The 20,139-nt window shown below is 43.6% G+C and carries 20 protein-coding genes; all 20 read left to right on the forward strand.

The genetic code is table 11. The annotated features are described in order from the left end of the window. The first annotated feature begins 5 nt into the window (after positions 1 to 5). Positions 6 to 884 (forward strand): ribosome biogenesis GTPase YlqF, encoded by an 879-nt coding sequence (ylqF, locus tag MHZ92_RS01830; RefSeq protein ID WP_239429777.1) that lies wholly within the window; start codon positions 6 to 8, stop codon positions 882 to 884. Between the two features lie 111 nt (positions 885 to 995). Continuing rightward, positions 996 to 1,766, forward strand: coding sequence for a ribonuclease HII (locus MHZ92_RS01835; protein ID WP_239429778.1), 771 nt, complete (start codon positions 996 to 998; stop codon positions 1,764 to 1,766). Between the two features lie 30 nt (positions 1,767 to 1,796). Then, complete coding sequence (locus MHZ92_RS01840) at positions 1,797 to 3,563, forward strand: hypothetical protein (RefSeq protein ID WP_239429779.1); 1,767 nt, start codon at positions 1,797 to 1,799, stop codon at positions 3,561 to 3,563. After that, positions 3,560 to 3,859, forward strand: a complete 300-nt coding sequence (locus tag MHZ92_RS01845; RefSeq protein ID WP_239429780.1) for an EscU/YscU/HrcU family type III secretion system export apparatus switch protein — start codon at positions 3,560 to 3,562, stop codon at positions 3,857 to 3,859. Before MHZ92_RS01840 ends, MHZ92_RS01845 begins: the two co-directional genes overlap by 4 nt. 116 nt (positions 3,860 to 3,975) lie before the next feature. Further along, on the forward strand, positions 3,976 to 5,136 hold the full coding sequence (gene sucC / locus MHZ92_RS01850) for an ADP-forming succinate--CoA ligase subunit beta (protein ID WP_239429781.1): 1,161 nt from the start codon (positions 3,976 to 3,978) through the stop codon (positions 5,134 to 5,136). Between the two features lie 18 nt (positions 5,137 to 5,154). Then, on the forward strand, positions 5,155 to 6,057 hold the full coding sequence (sucD, locus tag MHZ92_RS01855) for a succinate--CoA ligase subunit alpha (RefSeq protein ID WP_239429782.1): 903 nt from the start codon (positions 5,155 to 5,157) through the stop codon (positions 6,055 to 6,057). Positions 6,058 to 6,128: 71 nt separating this feature from the next. Beyond that, the gene (dprA, locus tag MHZ92_RS01860) at positions 6,129 to 7,004 is read left to right on the forward strand and encodes a DNA-processing protein DprA (protein ID WP_239429783.1); all 876 of its coding nucleotides are present in this window, start codon (positions 6,129 to 6,131) and stop codon (positions 7,002 to 7,004) included. Between the two features lie 180 nt (positions 7,005 to 7,184). Beyond that, positions 7,185 to 9,260: a type I DNA topoisomerase gene (topA, locus tag MHZ92_RS01865; protein WP_239429784.1), complete on the forward strand. Its 2,076-nt coding sequence runs from the start codon at positions 7,185 to 7,187 to the stop codon at positions 9,258 to 9,260. A 367-nt stretch (positions 9,261 to 9,627) separates the two neighbouring features. Beyond that, positions 9,628 to 10,545 (forward strand): tyrosine recombinase XerC, encoded by a 918-nt coding sequence (gene xerC, locus MHZ92_RS01870; protein ID WP_370644570.1) that lies wholly within the window; start codon positions 9,628 to 9,630, stop codon positions 10,543 to 10,545. Positions 10,546 to 10,554: 9 nt separating this feature from the next. Continuing rightward, a complete protein-coding gene (gene hslV, locus MHZ92_RS01875; protein ID WP_304649548.1) occupies positions 10,555 to 11,100 on the forward strand; it encodes an ATP-dependent protease subunit HslV in 546 nt (181 codons plus the stop codon). Next, on the forward strand, positions 11,097 to 12,497 hold the full coding sequence (hslU, locus tag MHZ92_RS01880) for an ATP-dependent protease ATPase subunit HslU (RefSeq protein ID WP_239429786.1): 1,401 nt from the start codon (positions 11,097 to 11,099) through the stop codon (positions 12,495 to 12,497). The genes hslV and hslU overlap by 4 nt, the downstream gene beginning before the upstream one ends. Positions 12,498 to 12,580: 83 nt before the next feature. Continuing rightward, positions 12,581 to 13,357 (forward strand): GTP-sensing pleiotropic transcriptional regulator CodY, encoded by a 777-nt coding sequence (codY, locus tag MHZ92_RS01885; protein WP_239429787.1) that lies wholly within the window; start codon positions 12,581 to 12,583, stop codon positions 13,355 to 13,357. Between the two features lie 297 nt (positions 13,358 to 13,654). Continuing rightward, positions 13,655 to 14,047: a flagellar basal body rod protein FlgB gene (flgB, locus tag MHZ92_RS01890; RefSeq protein WP_239429788.1), complete on the forward strand. Its 393-nt coding sequence runs from the start codon at positions 13,655 to 13,657 to the stop codon at positions 14,045 to 14,047. Between the two features lie 2 nt (positions 14,048 to 14,049). Next, positions 14,050 to 14,511 (forward strand): flagellar basal body rod protein FlgC, encoded by a 462-nt coding sequence (flgC, locus tag MHZ92_RS01895; RefSeq protein WP_239429789.1) that lies wholly within the window; start codon positions 14,050 to 14,052, stop codon positions 14,509 to 14,511. Positions 14,512 to 14,536: 25 nt separating this feature from the next. Beyond that, positions 14,537 to 14,845 (forward strand): flagellar hook-basal body complex protein FliE, encoded by a 309-nt coding sequence (fliE, locus tag MHZ92_RS01900; RefSeq protein ID WP_239429790.1) that lies wholly within the window; start codon positions 14,537 to 14,539, stop codon positions 14,843 to 14,845. A 123-nt stretch (positions 14,846 to 14,968) separates the two neighbouring features. Then, a complete protein-coding gene (gene fliF, locus MHZ92_RS01905) occupies positions 14,969 to 16,564 on the forward strand; it encodes a flagellar basal-body MS-ring/collar protein FliF (RefSeq protein ID WP_239429791.1) in 1,596 nt (531 codons plus the stop codon). Positions 16,565 to 16,599: 35 nt separating this feature from the next. Then, positions 16,600 to 17,592 (forward strand): flagellar motor switch protein FliG, encoded by a 993-nt coding sequence (gene fliG, locus MHZ92_RS01910; protein WP_255723339.1) that lies wholly within the window; start codon positions 16,600 to 16,602, stop codon positions 17,590 to 17,592. Continuing rightward, positions 17,576 to 18,355 (forward strand): flagellar assembly protein FliH, encoded by a 780-nt coding sequence (gene fliH, locus MHZ92_RS01915; protein WP_239429793.1) that lies wholly within the window; start codon positions 17,576 to 17,578, stop codon positions 18,353 to 18,355. The genes fliG and fliH overlap by 17 nt, the downstream gene beginning before the upstream one ends. Positions 18,356 to 18,357: 2 nt before the next feature. Next, positions 18,358 to 19,689: a flagellar protein export ATPase FliI gene (gene fliI, locus MHZ92_RS01920; RefSeq protein ID WP_239429794.1), complete on the forward strand. Its 1,332-nt coding sequence runs from the start codon at positions 18,358 to 18,360 to the stop codon at positions 19,687 to 19,689. Beyond that, positions 19,686 to 20,138 (forward strand): flagellar export protein FliJ, encoded by a 453-nt coding sequence (fliJ, locus tag MHZ92_RS01925; RefSeq protein WP_239429795.1) that lies wholly within the window; start codon positions 19,686 to 19,688, stop codon positions 20,136 to 20,138. Before fliI ends, fliJ begins: the two co-directional genes overlap by 4 nt. The last annotated feature ends 1 nt before the right edge of the window (position 20,139 follow it).

Below are 20,139 nucleotides of genomic sequence, written 5' to 3' on the forward strand. Positions count from 1 at the left end.
CAGTAATGACCATTCAATGGTTTCCGGGCCATATGGCAAAAGCAAGACGTGAAGTGACGGAACAATTGAAGCTTGTCGATATTGTATTTGAATTGATTGACGCCCGGTTGCCCCTTTCTTCGCGAAATCCGATGATTGATGAAGTAATTCAGCAAAAACCGAGATTACTCATATTAAATAAAATGGATCTAGCGGATGAGAAAGAGACGGAGCGTTGGATCAAACATTTTGAATCGGAAGGGATTCGGGCTGTTGCCATAAATTCCTTTGAAGGGAAAGGGCTGCAGACCGTAACGAAGGCAGCGAAGGAAATATTGGCTCCGAAAATCGAACGCTTGAAAAAAAGAGGCATACGACCGGGGGCTATCCGCGCCATGATTGTTGGAATTCCGAATGTGGGGAAGTCGACATTAATCAACAGGTTGGCCAAAAAAAATATCGCAAAAACAGGCAATAAACCAGGCGTCACAAAAGCGCAGCAATGGATCAAATTCGAAAAGGAACTGGAATTACTCGATACACCGGGGATTCTTTGGCCGAAATTTGAAGACCAAGCAGTCGGGTATAAGCTTGCGTTGACAGGTGCAATTAAAGACACAATCGTTAACATGGAAAGCTTGGCGGTTTACGGACTCCGCTTTTTGGAGGAGCATTATCCGGACAGGCTTGAAAAGCGTTATGGCATAACGACTGTAGGCGAGGATATCCAAAAGGTATTTGATGTGATCGGTGAGTCCCGAAAGGCGTATACACAAGGCGGCGAAATCGATTATGACAAAGTGGCTGAATTGATTATTCAAGACATCCGCAACGAGCTGCTCGGCAAGCTGACATTCGATTTTACGTCCGATTTATCAAAACAGGTCGATACCGTTACGGAATAAATCCGTAGCGATCGGCCTTTTCTTATTGACGAACAATCATAATTTCGAAAAAACATCCGATATAAAAAGAAACCCATTATTCGGTGTTATACATACTAGTAGGTGAAAAAAATGAAGACAATCAAAGAAATTTCCAAACTGCTGCAACAAACTTCCGACCCCGAACCGTGGATGAAAACCCTCGAAGAGGATCATCGTTCCGGCGTCAAATCAGAACTGCAAAGATGGTATCGCAATTATGAAAAGAAGCTGCAATTGGAGCAAATGCTCCAAGATAAAATTAGTTTCGACGCCAGCTATAAACCATTCGCAGGCGCACTCGTCGCAGGCGTCGACGAAGCCGGCAGAGGACCTTTAGCTGGACCGGTCGTCTGTGCCGCCGTCATTTTACCCGATGAAGCGTCACAACTACTCGGACTCAATGACTCAAAGAAACTTTCGATACAAGAACGAGGCCGCTTGTCGACCATTATTAAAGAAATTGCAATAAGCTATTCAATACATATTCAGTCAGCAGAAAGAATTGATGAAATAAACATCTATGCGGCAACAAAGGAATCGATGGAAACAGCCGTTGGAAATCTAGAAATTCGTCCGAACATCGTCTTGGCGGATGCGATGAAGCTTCAAATCGAATGCAGGACGGAGTCCATTGTAAAGGGAGACGCACAAAGCCTTGCAATAGCTGCGGCTTCCATTCTTGCTAAAACGACGAGAGATCAATGGATGGAAGAACTACATGAAGAGTTCCCGATGTACAATTTTAAAAAGAACGCCGGTTACGGCACAGAAGAGCATGTGGAAGCCCTACATGTGCATGGACCTTGTGAACACCATAGACGGACGTTTGAGCCTGTCAAATCGATATTGGAAAGAAGGTGATCCTGTATGAACCATCCGTCCATCCCTCGGTTGAATAGCCAGTCAGTTTCTGCAACGAGTCAACCTTTGACATTGCGTGAAGGCCAGATGTTTCATGGGCAGATTAAACAGCTTTATCCCGGCCAAATGGCAGAAGTTCAAATTGGTGGGCAAAGGCTGATGGCTAAACTGGAAGTGCCTATGAAGGCGGGAGACGCCTACTATTTCCAAGTGAAATCGGTCACTCCTGAACTGCAAATAAGGGTCGTTTCAGGTCCTTTGCAAGCAACAGGGAGTCCGACCAAGCAACTGTTGAATTTGTTGGAGTCGTTGCAACTACCGAAATCCCAAGAAATGCAAAGTATCTTGAGTCATTTTTTGAAACAAAAACTACCGATTACGAGGGATATCCTACTGCAAGCTGAAGCGCTTATGAAAACAGTGCAACCATCTGTACAAAACGAAGCGATGAACGCCATTCAGAAATTGGTAGAAGTGAAACTACCATTGAATACAGTCAATTTCAATTCAGTGTTAGGTGTGGAGATAAAAGAAGGTCTACACAAATTATTAAGTACTTTTAAAACTGCGGTCGTCGAAGAGACAGGGATTCAAGCTCAGCGGAAGGAATCATTATTGGCAACGTTAGGAGAGGCGGGGAGGATAACATCTACTGCAGCGGAAAGAGCATTGGTAAGTGGTGCGATGCTAAAACTGCTTAACGATGACGCCCCCCGGGAGGAACGTTTTCAAGTATTGCAGCTGCTGAAGAATTCAGGGATCATGCCACCGAATGCCACACTTGCCAATTTACAGACTGTGATTGATTCACTTATGACAGAACGGGCGTCAGAGGCAGGCCAACTTAGAAATATGATTCAAAATGACCCTGTACTGCAACAGTCTCTTAAAGTGCAGCTGATCGGCTTATTTGAGGAAATGAAAACTAATCGACCATCTGAAATGAGTAGTGCTCCTGCAAGTGAACCGATAAGTAAAACGGTTATGCGAGCAGTAGCGGAACATATTCAATCCACGCCATTCCGTATGGAAGATTCCGCAAGTATTACAAGGCTATTGATTCCGGAGAGTGTCCAAACAAAAATGCCCGAATTGTACCGCACGATGGAGCAATCGCCTTTGCCGCTCGCAAAAGAATTGATTCAAGGTGCTCAATCCGCAGTTGAGCTCGCCGTTGACGGCAAGGTTATAAAAGATGCAATGCAAGCCCTCTTCAAATCGCTTGGATTCAATTATGAAGCAGGAATGTTAAATAGGAACGTGGACATTGGCAATACAATGGAAATGCTGAAACCACAATTGGTGGCCCTGTTGCAGGACAGCACCATTTCACCTGCATTGCGTGAGGCGACGGAGGCAGTAATTGCCCGAATGAACGGCACATTCATACAGTCGGGCGAATCAGGATTGAACCAGCAGATCGTCATGCAGTTACCGCTTGAATTTCTCGGGAAAAAGATCGATGCAACAATTCACTGGAACGGAAGGAAGAAAGATGACGGCAAAATTGACGCCGATTTTGCCAGGATCTTATTCTATTTGGAATTGGAATCGATTCAAAAAACCGTAATTGATATGCAAGTCCAAAATCGAGTTGTCACTGTTACAATTTTTAATGATCAAATCGAATTAAGGACAATAGGGAATAAATTGCAAGAGAAGTTAAGAACAGGTCTTGAATCGGTGAATTATAGACTATCTGGAGTCACATTTAAACAGTTTGAAGAAGAAAAAAATGAATCGAAAAGGCGGAATGAGCTATTGACGGATCATCGGGGAGTTGACTTTCGGATATGACAGAACAGAAGCATAAACGGAAGGAAGCGATTGCGCTATCATATGACCCGACTGCCGGGGATGCACCAAAAGTAGTTGCAAAAGGAAAAGGGAAGATTGCGGAAAATATTTTAGACAAGGCGAAAGAGCATGATGTGCCGATTCAGGAAGATTCGACTCTAGTCGAATTGCTAGGTCAACTTGACGTCGATGAGACCATCCCGGAACCGCTCTATCAAGCAGTCGCTGAGGTATTTGCATACATTTATCATGTGGATCGGGAACATGGATCGAAGAAGATTAATAGCAATAAATGATGAATTGTGTCAAAAATATCTCAATAGCAATAACAATTGTGGACAATAATTGACATCTTTACTACAATGGATACGGCACTAAATTATGAGCTACAAGTTTGATTGGAGGATGTAAGATGAATATCCATGAATATCAAGGGAAGCAGCTGCTCAGAGATTATGGCGTTGCTGTTTCAAACGGTCGGGTAGCTTTCTCACCTGACGAAGCTGTAAAAGTGGCAAAAGAACTCGGAACAGACGTTATCGTCGTCAAGGCGCAAATCCATGCAGGCGGGCGTGGAAAAGCGGGCGGTGTTAAAATCGCTAAAAATATTGACGAGGTGCGCGAGTATGCAAAAGAACTTCTTGGCAAAACTCTTGTAACCCATCAAACTGGTCCTGAAGGAAAAGAAGTGAAACGACTTCTGATCGAAGAAGGATCCGACATTAAAAAAGAATATTACATCGGACTTGTCGTCGACCGCGCTACGGACCGTGTAACGCTTATGGGATCTGAAGAAGGTGGAATGGACATCGAGGAAGTCGCTGAAGAGACACCTGAAAAGATTTTCAAAGAAGTGATCGATCCGGTCGTTGGACTGACAGGCTTCCAAGCTCGCCGTATGGCTTTTAATATGAACATTCCTACTCATCTAGTGAACAAAGCTGCAAAATTCATGTTAGGACTCTATCAAGTTTTTGTAGAAAAAGATGCATCAATCGTTGAAATCAACCCACTCGTCGTAACAGGAGACGACAATGTTATGGCATTGGATGCGAAATTCAACTTTGATGACAACGCTTTGTATCGTCATAAAGACATCGTGGAATTACGTGATTTCGATGAGGAAGATCCGAAAGAAATCGAAGCTTCCAAGTATGACCTTAGCTACATATCTCTTGATGGCAACATTGGTTGCATGGTAAACGGTGCAGGTCTTGCAATGGCTACGATGGATACAATCAATTACTACGGCGGATCACCTGCAAACTTCCTTGACGTTGGTGGCGGCGCGACTGCTGAAAAAGTTACTGAAGCTTTCAAAATCATCCTCTCCGACAAAGCAGTCAAAGGTATTTTCGTCAATATCTTTGGAGGCATCATGAAATGCGACGTTATCGCGGAAGGTGTTATCGCTGCTGCGAAAGAAGTCGGGCTTGAAGTTCCACTTGTTGTACGACTAGAAGGTACAAATGTCGACAAAGGGAAAGCTTTATTGAACGAATCAGGTTTGAATATCATCGCTGCAGATACAATGGCAGACGGTGCACAAAAGATTGTTGAACTCGTAGGCTAAGAAAGGCAGGGACAAACGATGGCTATTTATATTAATAAAGATACAAAAGTAATTGTTCAAGGTATCACAGGTTCTACAGCTCTTTTCCATACGAAACAAATGCTTGAGTATGGGACTAAAATCGTAGGCGGAGTAACTCCAGGAAAAGGCGGAACGGAAGTTGAAGGCGTTCCGGTTTTCAACACGGTTGAAGAAGCAGTGAAAGCGACTGGCGCTAACGTATCTGTCATCTATGTACCGGCTCCTTTTGCAGCAGATGCGATTCTTGAAGCGGTTGACGCTGAATTGGATATGACAATCTGCATCACTGAACATATTCCGGTCATTGATATGATCAAAGTAAAACGTTATATGGAAGGCAAAAAGACTCGCCTAGTCGGTCCAAACTGCCCAGGCGTCATTACGGCAGATGAGTGTAAAATCGGTATCATGCCGGGTTACATCCATACGAAAGGCCATGTCGGCGTTGTCTCTCGCTCTGGCACATTGACGTACGAAGCAACTCACCAACTGAGCCAAGCAGGCATCGGACAAACGACTGCTGTTGGCATCGGCGGAGACCCTGTCAATGGAACAAACTTCATCGATGTACTTAAAGAATTCAATGAAGACCCTGAAACATATGCGGTCGTCATGATCGGCGAAATTGGCGGTACAGCTGAAGAGGAAGCTGCTGAATGGGTGAAAGCGAATATGACGAAACCTGTTGTCGGCTTCATCGGTGGTCAAACTGCACCTCCAGGAAAACGCATGGGCCACGCTGGCGCTATCATTTCCGGCGGTAAAGGAACTGCGGCAGAAAAGATCAAAGCAATGAACGCTGCAGGTATCGAAGTGGCGGACACGCCGTCTGTCATCGGTGAAACACTGATTAAAGTCCTTAAAGAAAAAGGTCTTTACGAAAAATGTAAAACACATTAACTGAACTGTACGGCATGCGGGTAAAACTGCATGCTGTACTTTTACATATACCAAAATGAAGGAGGAATGACGTGGAACTGACAGAAGTAGATCGAAGGCTGCTTGCCTTGCACTATTGTTATCCCGCTCCATTCAACAAAATTGCTGAAGTATTGAAGATCGACCCCAATCTTCAAGAATTATTCGATTATCGTACCGATGACCTTGTGAATGCGTTGCAAATCCCCAAGTTAAAGGCAGTCCAGCTCAATGAACAGTTGAAACGGCATGAGCTGACCCCTTTTCCCCATCTTTATCATCAAGAGAAAATCATTCCTATTCCAATCACACACCCGGCCTACCCGACATCATTGAAATGGCTAATTGACCCTCCAACAGTTCTCTACGTAAAAGGTGATCGAGCAATATTAGATGCGCAAATGAAAGTGGCAATCATCGGCTCGCGGAAAGCGACTGACTACTCGCGGAAAACGCTTTCATTCATTGTCCCACCACTTGTCGATAATGGTGCCGTAATTGTTTCCGGACTTGCAAAAGGGGCAGATACGATGGCGCATGAATCAGCCATTCGTTTTGGCGGTAAAACGATTGCTGTCCTTGGACATGGGCTATTCCACTTATATCCGTCGGAAAATAAGGGCCTTGCGGGAAAAATTGCTGAGAAGCACTTGCTGCTAACAGAATATCCTCCCTATATGCGCCCTGCGAAATGGACATTTCCGATGCGTAACAGGATTATTAGCGGCTTGTCGGAATCTGTCATAATTACAGAATCAGAAGAGAAAAGTGGTACGATGAGTACTGTGGATCATGCGCTTGAGCATGGAAAGGCCATTTACGCGGTTCCCGGGCCGATTACATCGTCTTTATCACTTGGGCCTAATAAATTGATTGAACAAGGCGCAAAGCCTATCTGGAGTGGCTTTCAGGCGTTTGAAAACTACTAGTTTGCCTAATGTGAAAAACATGCTTTTAATTGAAATGGTTGATTTTAATTCAAATCTGTTATACATTTTGCAACAGATATTCCTTTACATCCGGATGTCCGGTAATTGGAATGGGCAACAATAAATGACGAAGCCTATCGGGTGTAGAAAAGGGAACCTCTATGAGGAGGAACATGAAAAATGGCAGATTACTTAGTAATTGTTGAGTCGCCAGCTAAGGCGAAAACAATTGAACGTTATTTAGGGAAGAAGTATAAAGTTCGGGCATCCATCGGGCATTTACGAGATTTACCTCGCAGTCAGATGGGTGTGGACACTGAAAATAATTATGAACCTAAATACATTACGATACGTGGAAAAGGACCTATACTTCAAGAATTGAAAAAAGATGCTAAAAAAGCGAAGAAAGTCTTCCTCGCGGCTGACCCCGATAGGGAAGGGGAGGCAATTGCATGGCATTTGGCACATCAATTGGGGATTGATATCGCTTCGGATTGTCGAGTCGTTTTCAATGAAATTACAAAGGATGCCATCAAGGAGTCTTTCAAAAGTCCGAGACCTATCGATATGAATCGGGTGGATGCTCAACAGGCTAGAAGGATATTGGATAGACTTGTAGGCTATAATATTAGCCCCATCCTTTGGAAAAAGGTGAAGAAGGGATTGTCAGCCGGACGGGTGCAATCCGTCGCTTTACGATTGATCATCGACCGCGAGAATGAGATCAAGGCATTCGTTCCTGAAGAATACTGGAGCATCGTCGGGCAGTTCAGTAAAAACGGAAAAACATTCGAGGCTTCCTTCTATGGCGATGGTTCGAAGAAAATAAAGCTTGAAAACAAACAGCAGGTTGATGAAATTCTTTCCAAAATGTCAGGCGATGAATTTGAAATTGTGAATCTCGTCAAAAAGGAAAGGAAACGGAATCCTGCGCTTCCTTTTACAACGTCTTCATTGCAACAGGAAGCGGCAAGAAAATTGAATTTCAGAGCACGAAAAACAATGATGCTTGCACAGCAGCTATACGAAGGAATCAACATCGGCAAAGAAGGTATCGTCGGTCTCATAACCTACATGAGAACGGACTCTACGCGTATTTCAGAAACTGCGAAAGGTGAAGCAGTATCCTTTATCGAAAAGATGTATGGTAAGGAGTTCGTCGCAACGACAAAGGCAAAGACAAAGGAATCCGCGAACACACAAGATGCGCATGAAGCAGTTAGACCGACATCTGTCATGAGGCCACCTGAAGCGATGAAAGCGTTCTTATCTCGTGACCAGCATAGGCTTTATAAATTGATATGGGAACGATTTGTAGCGAGTCAAATGGCTCCTGCGGTGTTGGACACAGTCACTGCAGATTTGATGAACGGTGAGGTTAAATTCAGGGCGACCGGCTCCGAAGTGAAATTTCCTGGTTTCATGAAAGTTTATATTGAAGGGGAAGATGATCAGGAAGAGGAGAAGGACCGTATTCTTCCTCCACTTGAAAAAGGAGAGAGAGTGAAAGGGAAAGAAATCGATCCGAAGCAACACTTCACGCAGCCGCCTCCGAGGTATTCGGAAGCTCGTCTTGTAAAGACGCTTGAGGAGCTTGGAATCGGCCGACCGTCGACGTATGCACCTACACTCGATACGATTCAAAAGCGGGGGTACGTCACTTTGGATGCCAAACGGTTCGTACCGACTGAGCTTGGGGAAATCGTCCATCAAGCAGTAACCCAATACTTCCCAGATATTATCAATATTGAGTTCACTGCTGAAATGGAGAAGAATCTTGATGGGGTTGAAGACGGAGAAATCGAATGGAAGCAAGTAATCGATGAATTTTATAAAGAATTCGAGAAACACGTCAAAGTTGCTGATGAAGAGATGGAAAAAATTGAAATAAAAGATGAGCCTGCTGGCGAAGATTGCGAAAAATGTGGTTCGCCGATGGTATTCAAAATGGGTCGTTACGGTAAATTCATGGCCTGTTCGAATTTCCCTGACTGCAGAAATACGAAAGCGATCATCAAACCGATCGGAGTCACATGTCCTTCATGTAAAGAAGGGCAAGTCGTTGAGAGGAAGAGCAAAACGAAGAGAATCTTCTACGGCTGCGACAGATATCCTGAATGTGAATATGTATCGTGGGATAAACCGATTGCAAGGCCGTGTCCGAAATGTCAAAGCACATTAGTTGAAAAAAGGTCGAAAAAAGGTGTACAAATACAATGTACCGAATGTGATTACAAAGAGGATGCACAGGAATAAAGATAGTCAAGGCCAACGTTGAGAGAGGCATGCTAAGCGTGCGATGCATGAGGTAAAGCAGTTTCAATCTGCAGTTCGTGTATAAAAAAACGCTGTACAAGGCGGACACCCATCCGTCTCGTGCAGCTTTTTATTGCTCGCGAAATAAAATTGAACAATATGTGTCCATTACGTGCAAAGAGGTCTGACATCTTAAGTCGTAACTGTTGCGGTAGAAAGATATTATAAGTTATAGTGAATCGTGGATGACTTTAGAATTTCCGAATTAGTCCTTTTATTCAATCAATCGCAAGTGGATGCAAAATAGAAAAAATAACCACTATTCAAACATGTTGTAATTTTGTTATAATTGATAGAGTGATTCATTATGGGGGTGAAGCACTTGAAACAAATTGATCCGGAGGCTGTGCTTGACGAATACATATCCTATATACGCCTGGAAAAGAACTATTCATCCCGGACAGTTACGGAGTATCGTAATGATCTTCAAGAATTCTTCTCCTTTTTAATTCAAGAAGGGATTACTCATTTGAATGACGTGGAATATCCTGAGGCAAGATTGTATATAACATCATTATATGACAAAGGCTTAGCGAGAAAGACAATCTCAAGGAAAATTTCATCCATTCGTTCACTTTATAAGTTTGGCAATGCTCGATTCGGGATAAATGATAATGCATTCCGATTATTGCATCATCCAAAGAAGGAACAGCGGCTTCCTGCTTTTTTTTATGAGGAAGAATTGAAGTCGCTCTTTGAGACGTGTTCAGGTGAAGATCCGAAATCATTACGTAATCATGCTCTTCTTGAACTGCTTTACGCTACCGGCATACGGGTGAGTGAGTTGACCTCCATTGAATTGGGCGATATCGATAATTTTCTAGGTATCGTTAAAGTAATGGGGAAAGGTAGAAAAGAGCGCTATGTACCGTTTGGCAGCTTTGCGCAGGAAGCCCTTGAATCTTATATGGAAAAAAGTCGTCCTATCTTAATGAAGAAAAAAAGTCACCAATCACTATTTGTCAATTTACGAGGTGATCCGATAACGGACAGGGGAGTCCGTCATGTTCTAAATGCGATGATGGAAGATGCGTCCATTCGAGGGAAGATCTATCCTCATATGATCCGCCACTCCTTCGCGACACATCTTCTCTCCAATGGCGCAGATATGAGAACGGTACAAGAATTACTTGGCCACAGTCATTTATCTACGACTCAAGTGTATACGCATATTACGAAAGAACATTTACGGAAAACGTATATGAACACACATCCGCGAGCTTAGGAGGATAAGTTGATGGGATTTCATTCTACAACGATTTTTGCCATCCGGCATAATGGTGTATGTGCAATGTCGGGTGACGGACAAGTGACAATGGGAGAATCCGTTGTCATGAAACATACCGCAAAAAAGGTCAGAAGACTGTTTGGCGGTAAAATCATAGCTGGGTTTGCAGGCTCAGTCGCCGACGCGTTTACCCTCTTTGAACTGTTTGAAGGAAAACTTGGTGAATTTAACGGCAATTTGGAGCGGGCTTCGGTAGAGCTTGCGAAAGAATGGCGGGGCGACCGCATATTGAGAAAGTTGGAGGCGATGCTCCTTGTCGCCGACAAGGAAAGGCTTCTACTCGTTTCGGGAACCGGGGAAGTGATTGAACCTGATGACGGCGTACTTGCAATCGGATCGGGCGGGAATTATGCACTCGCAGCAGGACGTGCTCTGAAAAAATATAGCGGTGATTCACTCACTGCGGAGCAAATTGCAAGGGCTGCCCTTGAAACAGCCGCTGAATTATGTGTCTACACAAACGACCGGATCATTGTGGAGGTACTCGGATGAATAAAAAACAGGAATTGACCCCGCGCGAATTGACCGCTTACTTGGATCGGTATATCGTAGGACAGAATGCCGCTAAAAGGGCGGTTTCTGTCGCCATCCGAAACAGGTATAGAAGAAGCCTTTTGACAGATGAGGAAAAAAGGGAAATTATCCCCAAAAACATTTTAATGATTGGACCGACAGGTGTTGGAAAGACTGAAATTGCGAGAAGGATTGCAAGGCTCGTCAACGCACCTTTCGTGAAAGTGGAAGCGACGAAGTTCACAGAAGTCGGATATGTCGGCAGAGATGTCGAATCGATGATCAGGGACTTGACAGAAGCGGCTGTCCGTATCGTTCGAGATGAAATGCGAGAGTCCGTGAAAGGTCAAGCGGAAAAGCTTGCCGAGGAGCGGCTCGTAGAACTTCTCGTTCCTGAAAAAAAACGAAAAGTCAACATGCAGAATCCATTTGAAATGCTGTTTGGACAAAAGGCTGAAGAGGCTGATAACAGTACCGAAGAGGCTGCTGAAATTAGTCGGAAACGTTCTGAAATCGCCCATCGACTCGCAGCGGGTGAATTGGAGGAACAAACGATTACAGTTGAAGTATCCTCTCAACAGCCATCCATGTTTGATGCATTGCAAGGTTCGGGGATGGAACAGATGGGGGCCAGCATGCAAGATGCCTTATCTTCATTAATGCCGAAAAAAATGACGAAACGGAAAATGAAGGTGAAGGATGCGAGGAAAGTCCTGCAAGCTGAAGAAGCGGATAAGCTGATTGATCATGATGAAATTGCAAGAAGATCAGTTGAACTAACCGAGCAATCCGGAATCATTTTCATCGATGAAATGGATAAAATCGCAAGTCGTGGCAACAGCGGATCATCAGCGGATGTCTCAAGAGAAGGGGTTCAAAGAGACATTTTGCCTATCGTGGAAGGCTCAACCGTTACGACGAAATATGGTCCAGTTAAAACGGATTTCATACTCTTTATCGCAGCGGGAGCATTTCACATGTCGAAGCCATCCGATATCATCCCGGAGCTCCAAGGACGTTTCCCGATCCGTGTGGAACTTGAAAAGCTCTCGAAAGAAGATTTCGTCAGGATCTTGAAAGAACCGGACTTCTCTTTAATCAAGCAATACGAAAAACTGTTGGCAACGGAAGATGTCGCAATTGAGTTTTCGGAAGAAGCAATCGAGAGGATTGCGGAAATTGCATTCGACGTGAACGACAACACCGAAAACATCGGAGCGAGAAGGTTGCATACGATTTTAGAAAAGCTGCTGGAAGAGTTATCGTATGAAGCAGCTGAAATTGGTCCTTCTACAATTAAGATAACGGTGCCTTATGTCGATGAAAAGTTGAAAAGTATCGTAAAAAACAAAGATTTGTCACATTTTATCTTATAATGAGACCGTATTAGTTTATTTAATGATTGAAAAGCTTTAGAATATTCTTAAATGCAAACATGATTCCATAGGAGGAAATAATTATGTCATTACTTACAAAAACAAGAAAAATCAACGCAATGTTACAAGAATCAGGTGGAAAACCTGTAAACTTCAAAGAAATGGCTGAGAAGTTAAGCTCAGTGATCGAATGTAATGCATTCATCGTAAGCAGAAAAGGGAAATTGCTTGGTCTTGAAATTCACCAACAAATCGAGAATGAGCGTATGAAAAAAATGTTCCAAGAACGTAAATTCCCTGAGGAGTACACAAATAAGCTTTTCGAAGTGAATGAAACATCTTCAAACATCGATGTATATAGCGATTACACTGTATTCCCGGAAGAGGAACGTGAACTGTTCAAAGACGGCTTGACAACTGTTGTTCCGATTATCGGTGGTGGAGAGCGTCTTGGAACATTATTGCTAGCGCGCCTGAAAGAAGAGTTCACTGAAGACGACCTTATCCTTGCGGAATATGGTGCTACAGTTGTCGGTATGGAAATCCTTCGTGAAAAAGCTGAAGAAATCGAAGTGGAAGCGCGAAGCAAAGCTGTAGTACAAATGGCGATCAATTCATTGTCTTACAGTGAACACGAAGCAATTGAACACATCTTCAAAGAGCTTGATGGCAATGAAGGACTGCTTGTCGCTTCCAAAATTGCTGACCGTGTAGGGATTACGCGTTCTGTCATCGTAAATGCATTGCGTAAGCTTGAAAGTGCGGGTGTTATCGAATCCCGTTCACTCGGTATGAAAGGTACGTATATCAAAGTATTGAACAGCAAATTCCTAGAAGAACTTGAAAATCAAAAGAACTAATGAATCATGACACTTCGGCTGAATAGCCGGAGTGTTATTTTTATGGGAAGGAATGAGTAGTGCTTCAGAAGATGCTTGCTACCTAATTAACAGGTTGAGAAAATAGTCCTAAGAACTATAGGTAATGGGTTTATAAGAAAACAAAAGGGTTGTTTTGTACTAATTCTATTTACATTAATATGATAGACAAAGTTCGCCAAAATCCGATACAATAAGATATGTGTTTAATTGAGAGTTTTATAGAATTGATTTTCTTTTAAATAGAAACTTATAACTAATTTGAGGTGAAATAGATTAATGAACATTTATGGATCAACCATTTCGCTGCTTGAAAGGGGATTGGACTTTTCTGCGGCAAAGGGAAAAGTCATTTCGCAAAATATAGCAAATGTCGACACGCCAAACTATAAGGCGAAACATGTCAGCTTTAAGCAAATGATGCATGAAGTTCAAAGCAATCCTATTAACGCCTATCGAACGAATGAACTGCATTTAAATTTTGCTTCTAAAGTTTCACAGCCAGGCATAGCCAAGTATGGTAATTTCCGATACAGGCAAGACGGGAATGGAGTCGATATGGATAAGGAACAAGCGGATCTCGCAGCAAACCAAATTTACTACAACGCATTAGTCGACCGCCTCAGCGGGAAATTCAACTCACTTCAAAATGTCATTAAAGGAGGACGTTAATCATGTCGATTTTCCATAGTCTTAATACTTCAGCCTCAGCTCTAACTGCCCAGCGACTAAGGATGGATGTGATTTCCTCCAATATGGCAAATATCGAAACGACACGTGGAAGGATGGTCGGCGGCGAGTGGCAACCGTACCGCCGGAAGACCGTCAGTTTGCAACCTATGGAAGGCCGATTCTCTTCAATGTTGCAAGCGGCGATGGGAAGCCGTGATAGAGGGACTGTTGGATATGGCGTAACTGTTTCTCGAATCCAGGAGGATGTCGAAACTCCATTTAAGCTTGTCTTTGACCCGAACCATCCAGATGCCAATGAAGAAGGATATGTTCAAATGCCAAATGTGGATCCGCTAAGAGAAATGATCGACCTGATGTCCGCAACAAGGTCGTATGAAGCGAATGTCACAGTGTTAAATGCCAACAAAGCGATGCTCATGAAAGCACTTGAAATAGGGAAATGATGAGCGTGAAAGGAAGAGATGACAGATGCCAATTCAATCGATAAACGGTATAGGTAATGCGACAGGCATGATGAAAATCAATCAAAGCATTCAACCTACCCCGTTCGAAGCGCAAAAAAGCTTCGGATCGTTTTTAAAGGATGCCATACAAGAAGTGAATGTGAAGCAAATCGAATCAGACAAAATGACCCAAAAGCTAATTTTAGGGGAAGATGTCGATTTGCATAATGTCATGATCACTGCACAAAAAGCGTCAATCGCATTGAATGCGACGATGGAAGTGCGCAACAAGGTAATTGAAGCCTACCAGGAAATAATTAGAATGCCAGTATAAAAGCGAAGGCGACCGTTTAGCCCTGACAGTCAGGGCAATGATGTGCTCGCAACGCTTCGCTTTTGCTCGCAAACGCCGTTCTTCGTAACGGCATTTACTATGTAAGCAGACCGGGGGATCAGAATGAAAGAAAGAATGACGAAAATTGGAACTGACGCAAAGCAGTTCTGGTCGAGTCGCACGAAACGACAAAAAACTACATATATCGGGTCCGCGGTTGCTGTCGTTATTTTCGCTGCTTTTCTGACATATTTCTTGTCGAGGACAGAATTTGTTCCTCTGTACAGTGACGTTTCGCGTGCGGAAATTGGCCGTATCAAGGAAGAGTTGGATGCGCAAGGTGTTCCAAGCCAAATCGCTCCCGGAGGCACATCTATTTTAGTTCCAAAAGAAAGAGTGGATGATCTACTGGTAACCCTCGCTGCTGAAGGTTATCCGAATACAGGAACGATCGATTATTCCTTTTTCTCTCAAAACGCCGGTTTTGGCACGACGGATAATGAATTTGATGTGATCAAGCTGGGTGCGATGCAAACTGAATTAGCAAATCTCATTAAAGGGATCCAAGGAGTTAAAGATGCAAATGTAATGTTAACGTTGCCGACGCAAAGTGTCTTCTTAAATGAATCTGTGCAAAGTGCAAGCGCCGCAATCATATTGAATACGGAACCCGGACATCAGTTTACGGAACCGCAAATTACTGCATTATATAATTTAGTGTCAAAAAGTGTACCGAATTTATCTACAGACGATATCGTCATAATGAACCAGTACTCCGAGTATTTCGATTTGAAAACATCAGACCAGTCGATTGGCACAAATGTAGTTAGCCAAATGGAATTGAAGAAGACGATTGAACGTGACTTGCAAAGGAAAGTCCAAATGATGCTTGGCACGATGGTCGGTCAAGATAAAGTCATTGTCTCCGTTACGACCGATATCGACTTTAAGCAAGAAAACAGGCAAGAAAACCTTGTCGATCGCGTTGACGAAGACCTGGACAGTTTAGCAATCAGCGTGCAAAGGATAACAGAGTCATTTTCCGGCAACGGTGCTGTCGCAGGGGGAGTTCCAGAAGCGCAAGACCCTACCGATAACCGTACAAATTTTGTGGAAGGCAACAATGCAAACGGAGAATATGAAAGAGTCGAAGAGACTGTTAACAATGAAGTGAATAGGATCAGAAAAGACATAGTCGAAAGCCCTTATAAAATACGTGATATTGGTATTCAAGTAATGGTGGAACCACCTAATGTAAATGACATCGCATCCTTGACACCAGGTGTAGAAGAAGATATTCGTACGATATTGGAGACGATTATCAGCACGTCAATCGATAAGAGCTATGTGCCGGCTGATGTCACTGATGATTATTGGCAAAACAAAATTGCAATCTCCACGCAAACTTTTAATGGGAAAATGACCCCAGCTCCGCAGACAGCTGAAGCTGTAATTCCTTGGTGGGTTTATGCGATTGGTGCAGCTTTACTTGTTGTCATTGGAATCCTGATCGTTGCATACTTCCGCAAACGCAGGCAGGAAAGAGAAGCGGAAGAGGCGATGATTCTTGAAGAACAGCGTGAAGCGTTGCATGTGGAAGATATCAATTTGGAACAAGAAACAGAAGCAACTCTTCGCAAAAAGCAACTTGAAAAGATGGCCAAGGATAAGCCAGAAGAATTTGCTAAATTATTGAGAACATGGATAGCCGAGGATTGACGGAGGGATGAACAGTGGTAAGGAAAGATAAAGGAATGACGGGCAAGCAAAAAGCTGCACTCCTGCTCATATCGCTCGGCCCTGAAGTTTCAGCAGCCGTCTATAAGCATTTGACTGAAGAAGAGATAGAACGGTTGACACTTGAAATTTCAGGTGTAAAGAAAGTCGATTCATCTGTAAAGGAAGAAATCATCGAGGAGTTTCATAACATTGCTCTTGCCCAAGATTATATTTCCCAAGGCGGTATAGGATATGCGAAGACCGTTTTGGAAAAGGCATTAGGAAAAGAGCATGCTCAAGCAATTATCAATCGGTTGACCTCTTCTTTACAAGTAAGGCCGTTCGATTTTGCGAGAAAAGCAGATCCGAGTCAAATATTAAACTTCATTCAAAACGAGCATCCGCAAACAATTGCCCTCATCCTTTCGTATTTGGAAGCTGAGCAGGCGGGAATGATTCTTTCATCACTCCCGCAAGAAATGCAGGCGGATATCGCAAAACGGATTGCAACGATGGATTCGACTTCTCCTGAAGTCATCAGTGAAATCGAAGCTGTTTTGGAAAGGAAACTATCTTCCACGGTCACCCAAGATTTCACGGAAACAGGAGGTGTGGATGCAGTCGTACAAGTATTGAACGGCGTAGACAGGGCAACCGAAAAGACGATTTTGGACGCCCTCGAAATCCAGGATCCGGAGCTTGCCGAAGAAATTCGCAAAAGAATGTTTGTTTTCGAAGATATTGTCACGTTGGACAATCGTTCCATTCAGCGCATTGTACGTGAGTGTGAGAATGAAGATCTCATTTTGTCAATGAAAGTATCCAGTGAAGAAGTGAGAGATATTCTCTTTAAAAACATGTCTCAACGGATGGCCGAATCATTCCAGGAAGAGATGGAAGTAATGGGTCCAGTCCGTTTGCGTGATGTTGAAGAGGCGCAAGCACGGATCGTTTCCATTATTCGTAGATTGGAAGATTCAGGTGAAATCATCATAGCCCGTGGTGGAGGGGATGACATCATTGTCTAACATTTTTCGTTCTTCCCATACGATTTCCGAAAAAGGAAAAGTGAAGGAAATCGCAATTAGGAACTTGAACATGCCGACGATTGATGGGAAACAAGAAGAGATTTCAAAAGAGGTCCTTTTTATGGAGCGCGACCGTCTGCTGAAAGATGCGCGTAGACAGATTGACATTGAAAAAGCCGAAATTGAACAGTTGAGGCTAATGGCGCAAGAGGACATCGCTGCAATGCAAGCTGCCTGGGAGCAAGAAAAGCAAGCCTTGCAGCAACAGGCTTATGAAGAGGGATTCCAAGTCGGATATGAAGAAGGGCGAAATAAGTCGATATCCGATATGGAGGAATCAGTGAAAACTGCGAATGAAGTCACTGTCCACTCGAAGGAAAACGCACAGAAATACTTGGAGTCGCAAGAAAGAATCATATTGGAGATAGGATTAAGAACAGCAGAACGGATTCTCGGACATACGTTGGAATCGGATGAGGAAGCATTCCTCTCGATTGTGAAAAGGGGATTGAAGGAAGCGAGAGAGATGAAAGAAGTGAAGTTATATGTTTCCGTACCTCATTTTGAACTGATTTCATCGAATCGTGCCGAACTTGCATCCATATTCCCGCCGGACGTCCCGTTTCTCATCTTTGCAAATGATGATTTCGACGTAAATGACTGTATGATTGAAACGAACCAAGGCCGAATCGTTGTCAGTGTGGATGAACAATTAAACGAACTGAAAGAGAAGCTCGTTGAGATGTTGGAAAGTGGTGACTGACGATGAAGAAAGCGAAACAATTGCTTGATATCATCCCAAAGATGAATACCTTTCCGAAATTCGGGCGTGTCGTCCGGGTTGTCGGCCTCATGATTGAATCGCAAGGACCCGAAAGTTCGGTCGGGGATGTTTGCCATATCCATTTGAACAATGGAGGCAAAAAAGATTCGGTTATATTGGCGGAAGTTGTAGGATTCCGAGAAGAAATCGTCATCTTGATGCCTTACTCGAATATTACCGATATATCGAGCGGCTGTCTCGTCGAATGTACAGGGAAACCGCTCGAAGTTAAAGTCGGCATGAACCTGATCGGAAAAGTGCTTGACTCGATGGGGCAACCGATTGATGATAGTCCGCTTCCGAAAGGGTTATCGACCGTTAGGACGGAACAAAATCCACCCAATGTCATGACACGCCAGCCAATCAGTGAAAAACTGGCTGTTGGCGTCAAGGCGATCGATGGAATGTTGACGGTCGGAAATGGCCAAAGGGTTGGGATTTTCGCTGGTTCCGGTGTTGGAAAAAGTACGTTGCTCGGGATGATTGCAAGAAATACGACGGCGGATTTGAATGTTATCGGACTCATCGGTGAGCGTGGACGTGAAGTCCGTGAATTTATCGAGCGCGATTTAGGTCCGGAAGGGTTAAGCAAGACGATCGTCGTTGCCGCAACATCTGACCAGCCTGCTCTCATGAGGATAAAAGGAGCGTTTACGGCGACAGCAATCGCGGAATATTTTCGGGATAAAGGGATGAACGTCATGTTAATGATGGATTCCGTCACCCGTGTCGCGATGGCGCAAAGGGAAATTGGTCTTGCGGTTGGAGAACCACCTGCGACTCGCGGGTACACACCGTCCGTGTTTTCTATTTTACCGAAGCTCCTCGAGAGAACTGGTACGAATGACGTCGGTGCAATTACAGCGTTCTATACAGTGCTCGTTGATGGGGATGATATGAACGAACCTATCGCAGACGCGGTGCGAGGTATACTTGATGGCCATATCGTTTTGGATCGAACGCTCGCAAACAAAGGCCAATATCCCGCAATTAATGTCTTAAAGAGCGTCAGTCGTCTAATGAATCATATCGCGAGCCCGGAACATGTGAAAGCTGCTGAAAAGCTCCGTGAATTGTATTACACCTATGACAAATCGGAAGATCTTATTAACATAGGTGCGTATAAACGTGGTACGTCAAGGGAAATTGACGAAGCGATCGAATTCGAACCACATATTACAAACTTCTTAAAGCAAAGCTATCAAGAGAATGTGAGTATGGAACAATCAATTGAAGAACTGATATCACTTGCTCCAGGAGGTGGCACAAGTTGAAGCCTTATCAATACCGATTTGAAAAAGTGCTGACATACCGGGAACAAGAGAAAACTGAAACCGAAATCGAATTCAAAAAAGCAGTTGATTCCTTCGAAGCAGTGGCAACCGAGTTATACGAACTGTTGAAAAAGAAGGAAGATAACATTGCTGATCATCAGGAAAAAATGAGAAAAGGATTCTCCATTAATGAAATCCATCATTATGCACGGTTTATCGACAGCCTTGAAAAGCGGATTGATGTTCTGCAGCAATCGGTCATAAAAGCCCGTTCCAAAATGAATTGGTATGAGGAGAAATTGCTTGAGAAGACGATTGAAGTGAAAAAGTTCGAAAAGATGAAGGAAAAGGACAAAGAACATTATCGTGCTGAAATGGAACAAAAAGAAGCAAGTATGTTGGATGAAATATCTACATTGAAGTTCCATAGAAGAGAAACAGGGTGGTAAT

The organism is Sporosarcina sp. ACRSL, assembly GCF_022346605.1.
Classification (GTDB): Bacteria; Bacillota; Bacilli; order Bacillales_A; family Planococcaceae; genus Sporosarcina.

Excerpts from the sequence above, each read along its gene's own strand:
- ylqF (WP_239429777.1), top strand. The coding sequence starts at position 6 with ATGACCATTCAATGGTTTCCGGGCCATATGGCAAAAGCAAGACGTGAA.
- MHZ92_RS01835 (WP_239429778.1), top strand. The coding sequence starts at position 996 with ATGAAGACAATCAAAGAAATTTCCAAACTGCTGCAACAAACTTCCGAC.
- MHZ92_RS01845 (WP_239429780.1), top strand. The coding sequence starts at position 3,560 with ATGACAGAACAGAAGCATAAACGGAAGGAAGCGATTGCGCTATCATAT.
- sucC (WP_239429781.1), top strand. The coding sequence starts at position 3,976 with ATGAATATCCATGAATATCAAGGGAAGCAGCTGCTCAGAGATTATGGC.
- sucD (WP_239429782.1), top strand. The coding sequence starts at position 5,155 with ATGGCTATTTATATTAATAAAGATACAAAAGTAATTGTTCAAGGTATC.
- topA (WP_239429784.1), top strand. The coding sequence starts at position 7,185 with ATGGCAGATTACTTAGTAATTGTTGAGTCGCCAGCTAAGGCGAAAACA.
- xerC (WP_370644570.1), top strand. The coding sequence starts at position 9,628 with ATGGGGGTGAAGCACTTGAAACAAATTGATCCGGAGGCTGTGCTTGAC.
- hslU (WP_239429786.1), top strand. The coding sequence starts at position 11,097 with ATGAATAAAAAACAGGAATTGACCCCGCGCGAATTGACCGCTTACTTG.
- codY (WP_239429787.1), top strand. The coding sequence starts at position 12,581 with ATGTCATTACTTACAAAAACAAGAAAAATCAACGCAATGTTACAAGAA.
- flgB (WP_239429788.1), top strand. The coding sequence starts at position 13,655 with ATGAACATTTATGGATCAACCATTTCGCTGCTTGAAAGGGGATTGGAC.
- flgC (WP_239429789.1), top strand. The coding sequence starts at position 14,050 with ATGTCGATTTTCCATAGTCTTAATACTTCAGCCTCAGCTCTAACTGCC.
- fliE (WP_239429790.1), top strand. The coding sequence starts at position 14,537 with ATGCCAATTCAATCGATAAACGGTATAGGTAATGCGACAGGCATGATG.
- fliF (WP_239429791.1), top strand. The coding sequence starts at position 14,969 with ATGAAAGAAAGAATGACGAAAATTGGAACTGACGCAAAGCAGTTCTGG.
- fliG (WP_255723339.1), top strand. The coding sequence starts at position 16,600 with ATGACGGGCAAGCAAAAAGCTGCACTCCTGCTCATATCGCTCGGCCCT.
- fliH (WP_239429793.1), top strand. The coding sequence starts at position 17,576 with ATGACATCATTGTCTAACATTTTTCGTTCTTCCCATACGATTTCCGAA.
- fliI (WP_239429794.1), top strand. The coding sequence starts at position 18,358 with ATGAAGAAAGCGAAACAATTGCTTGATATCATCCCAAAGATGAATACC.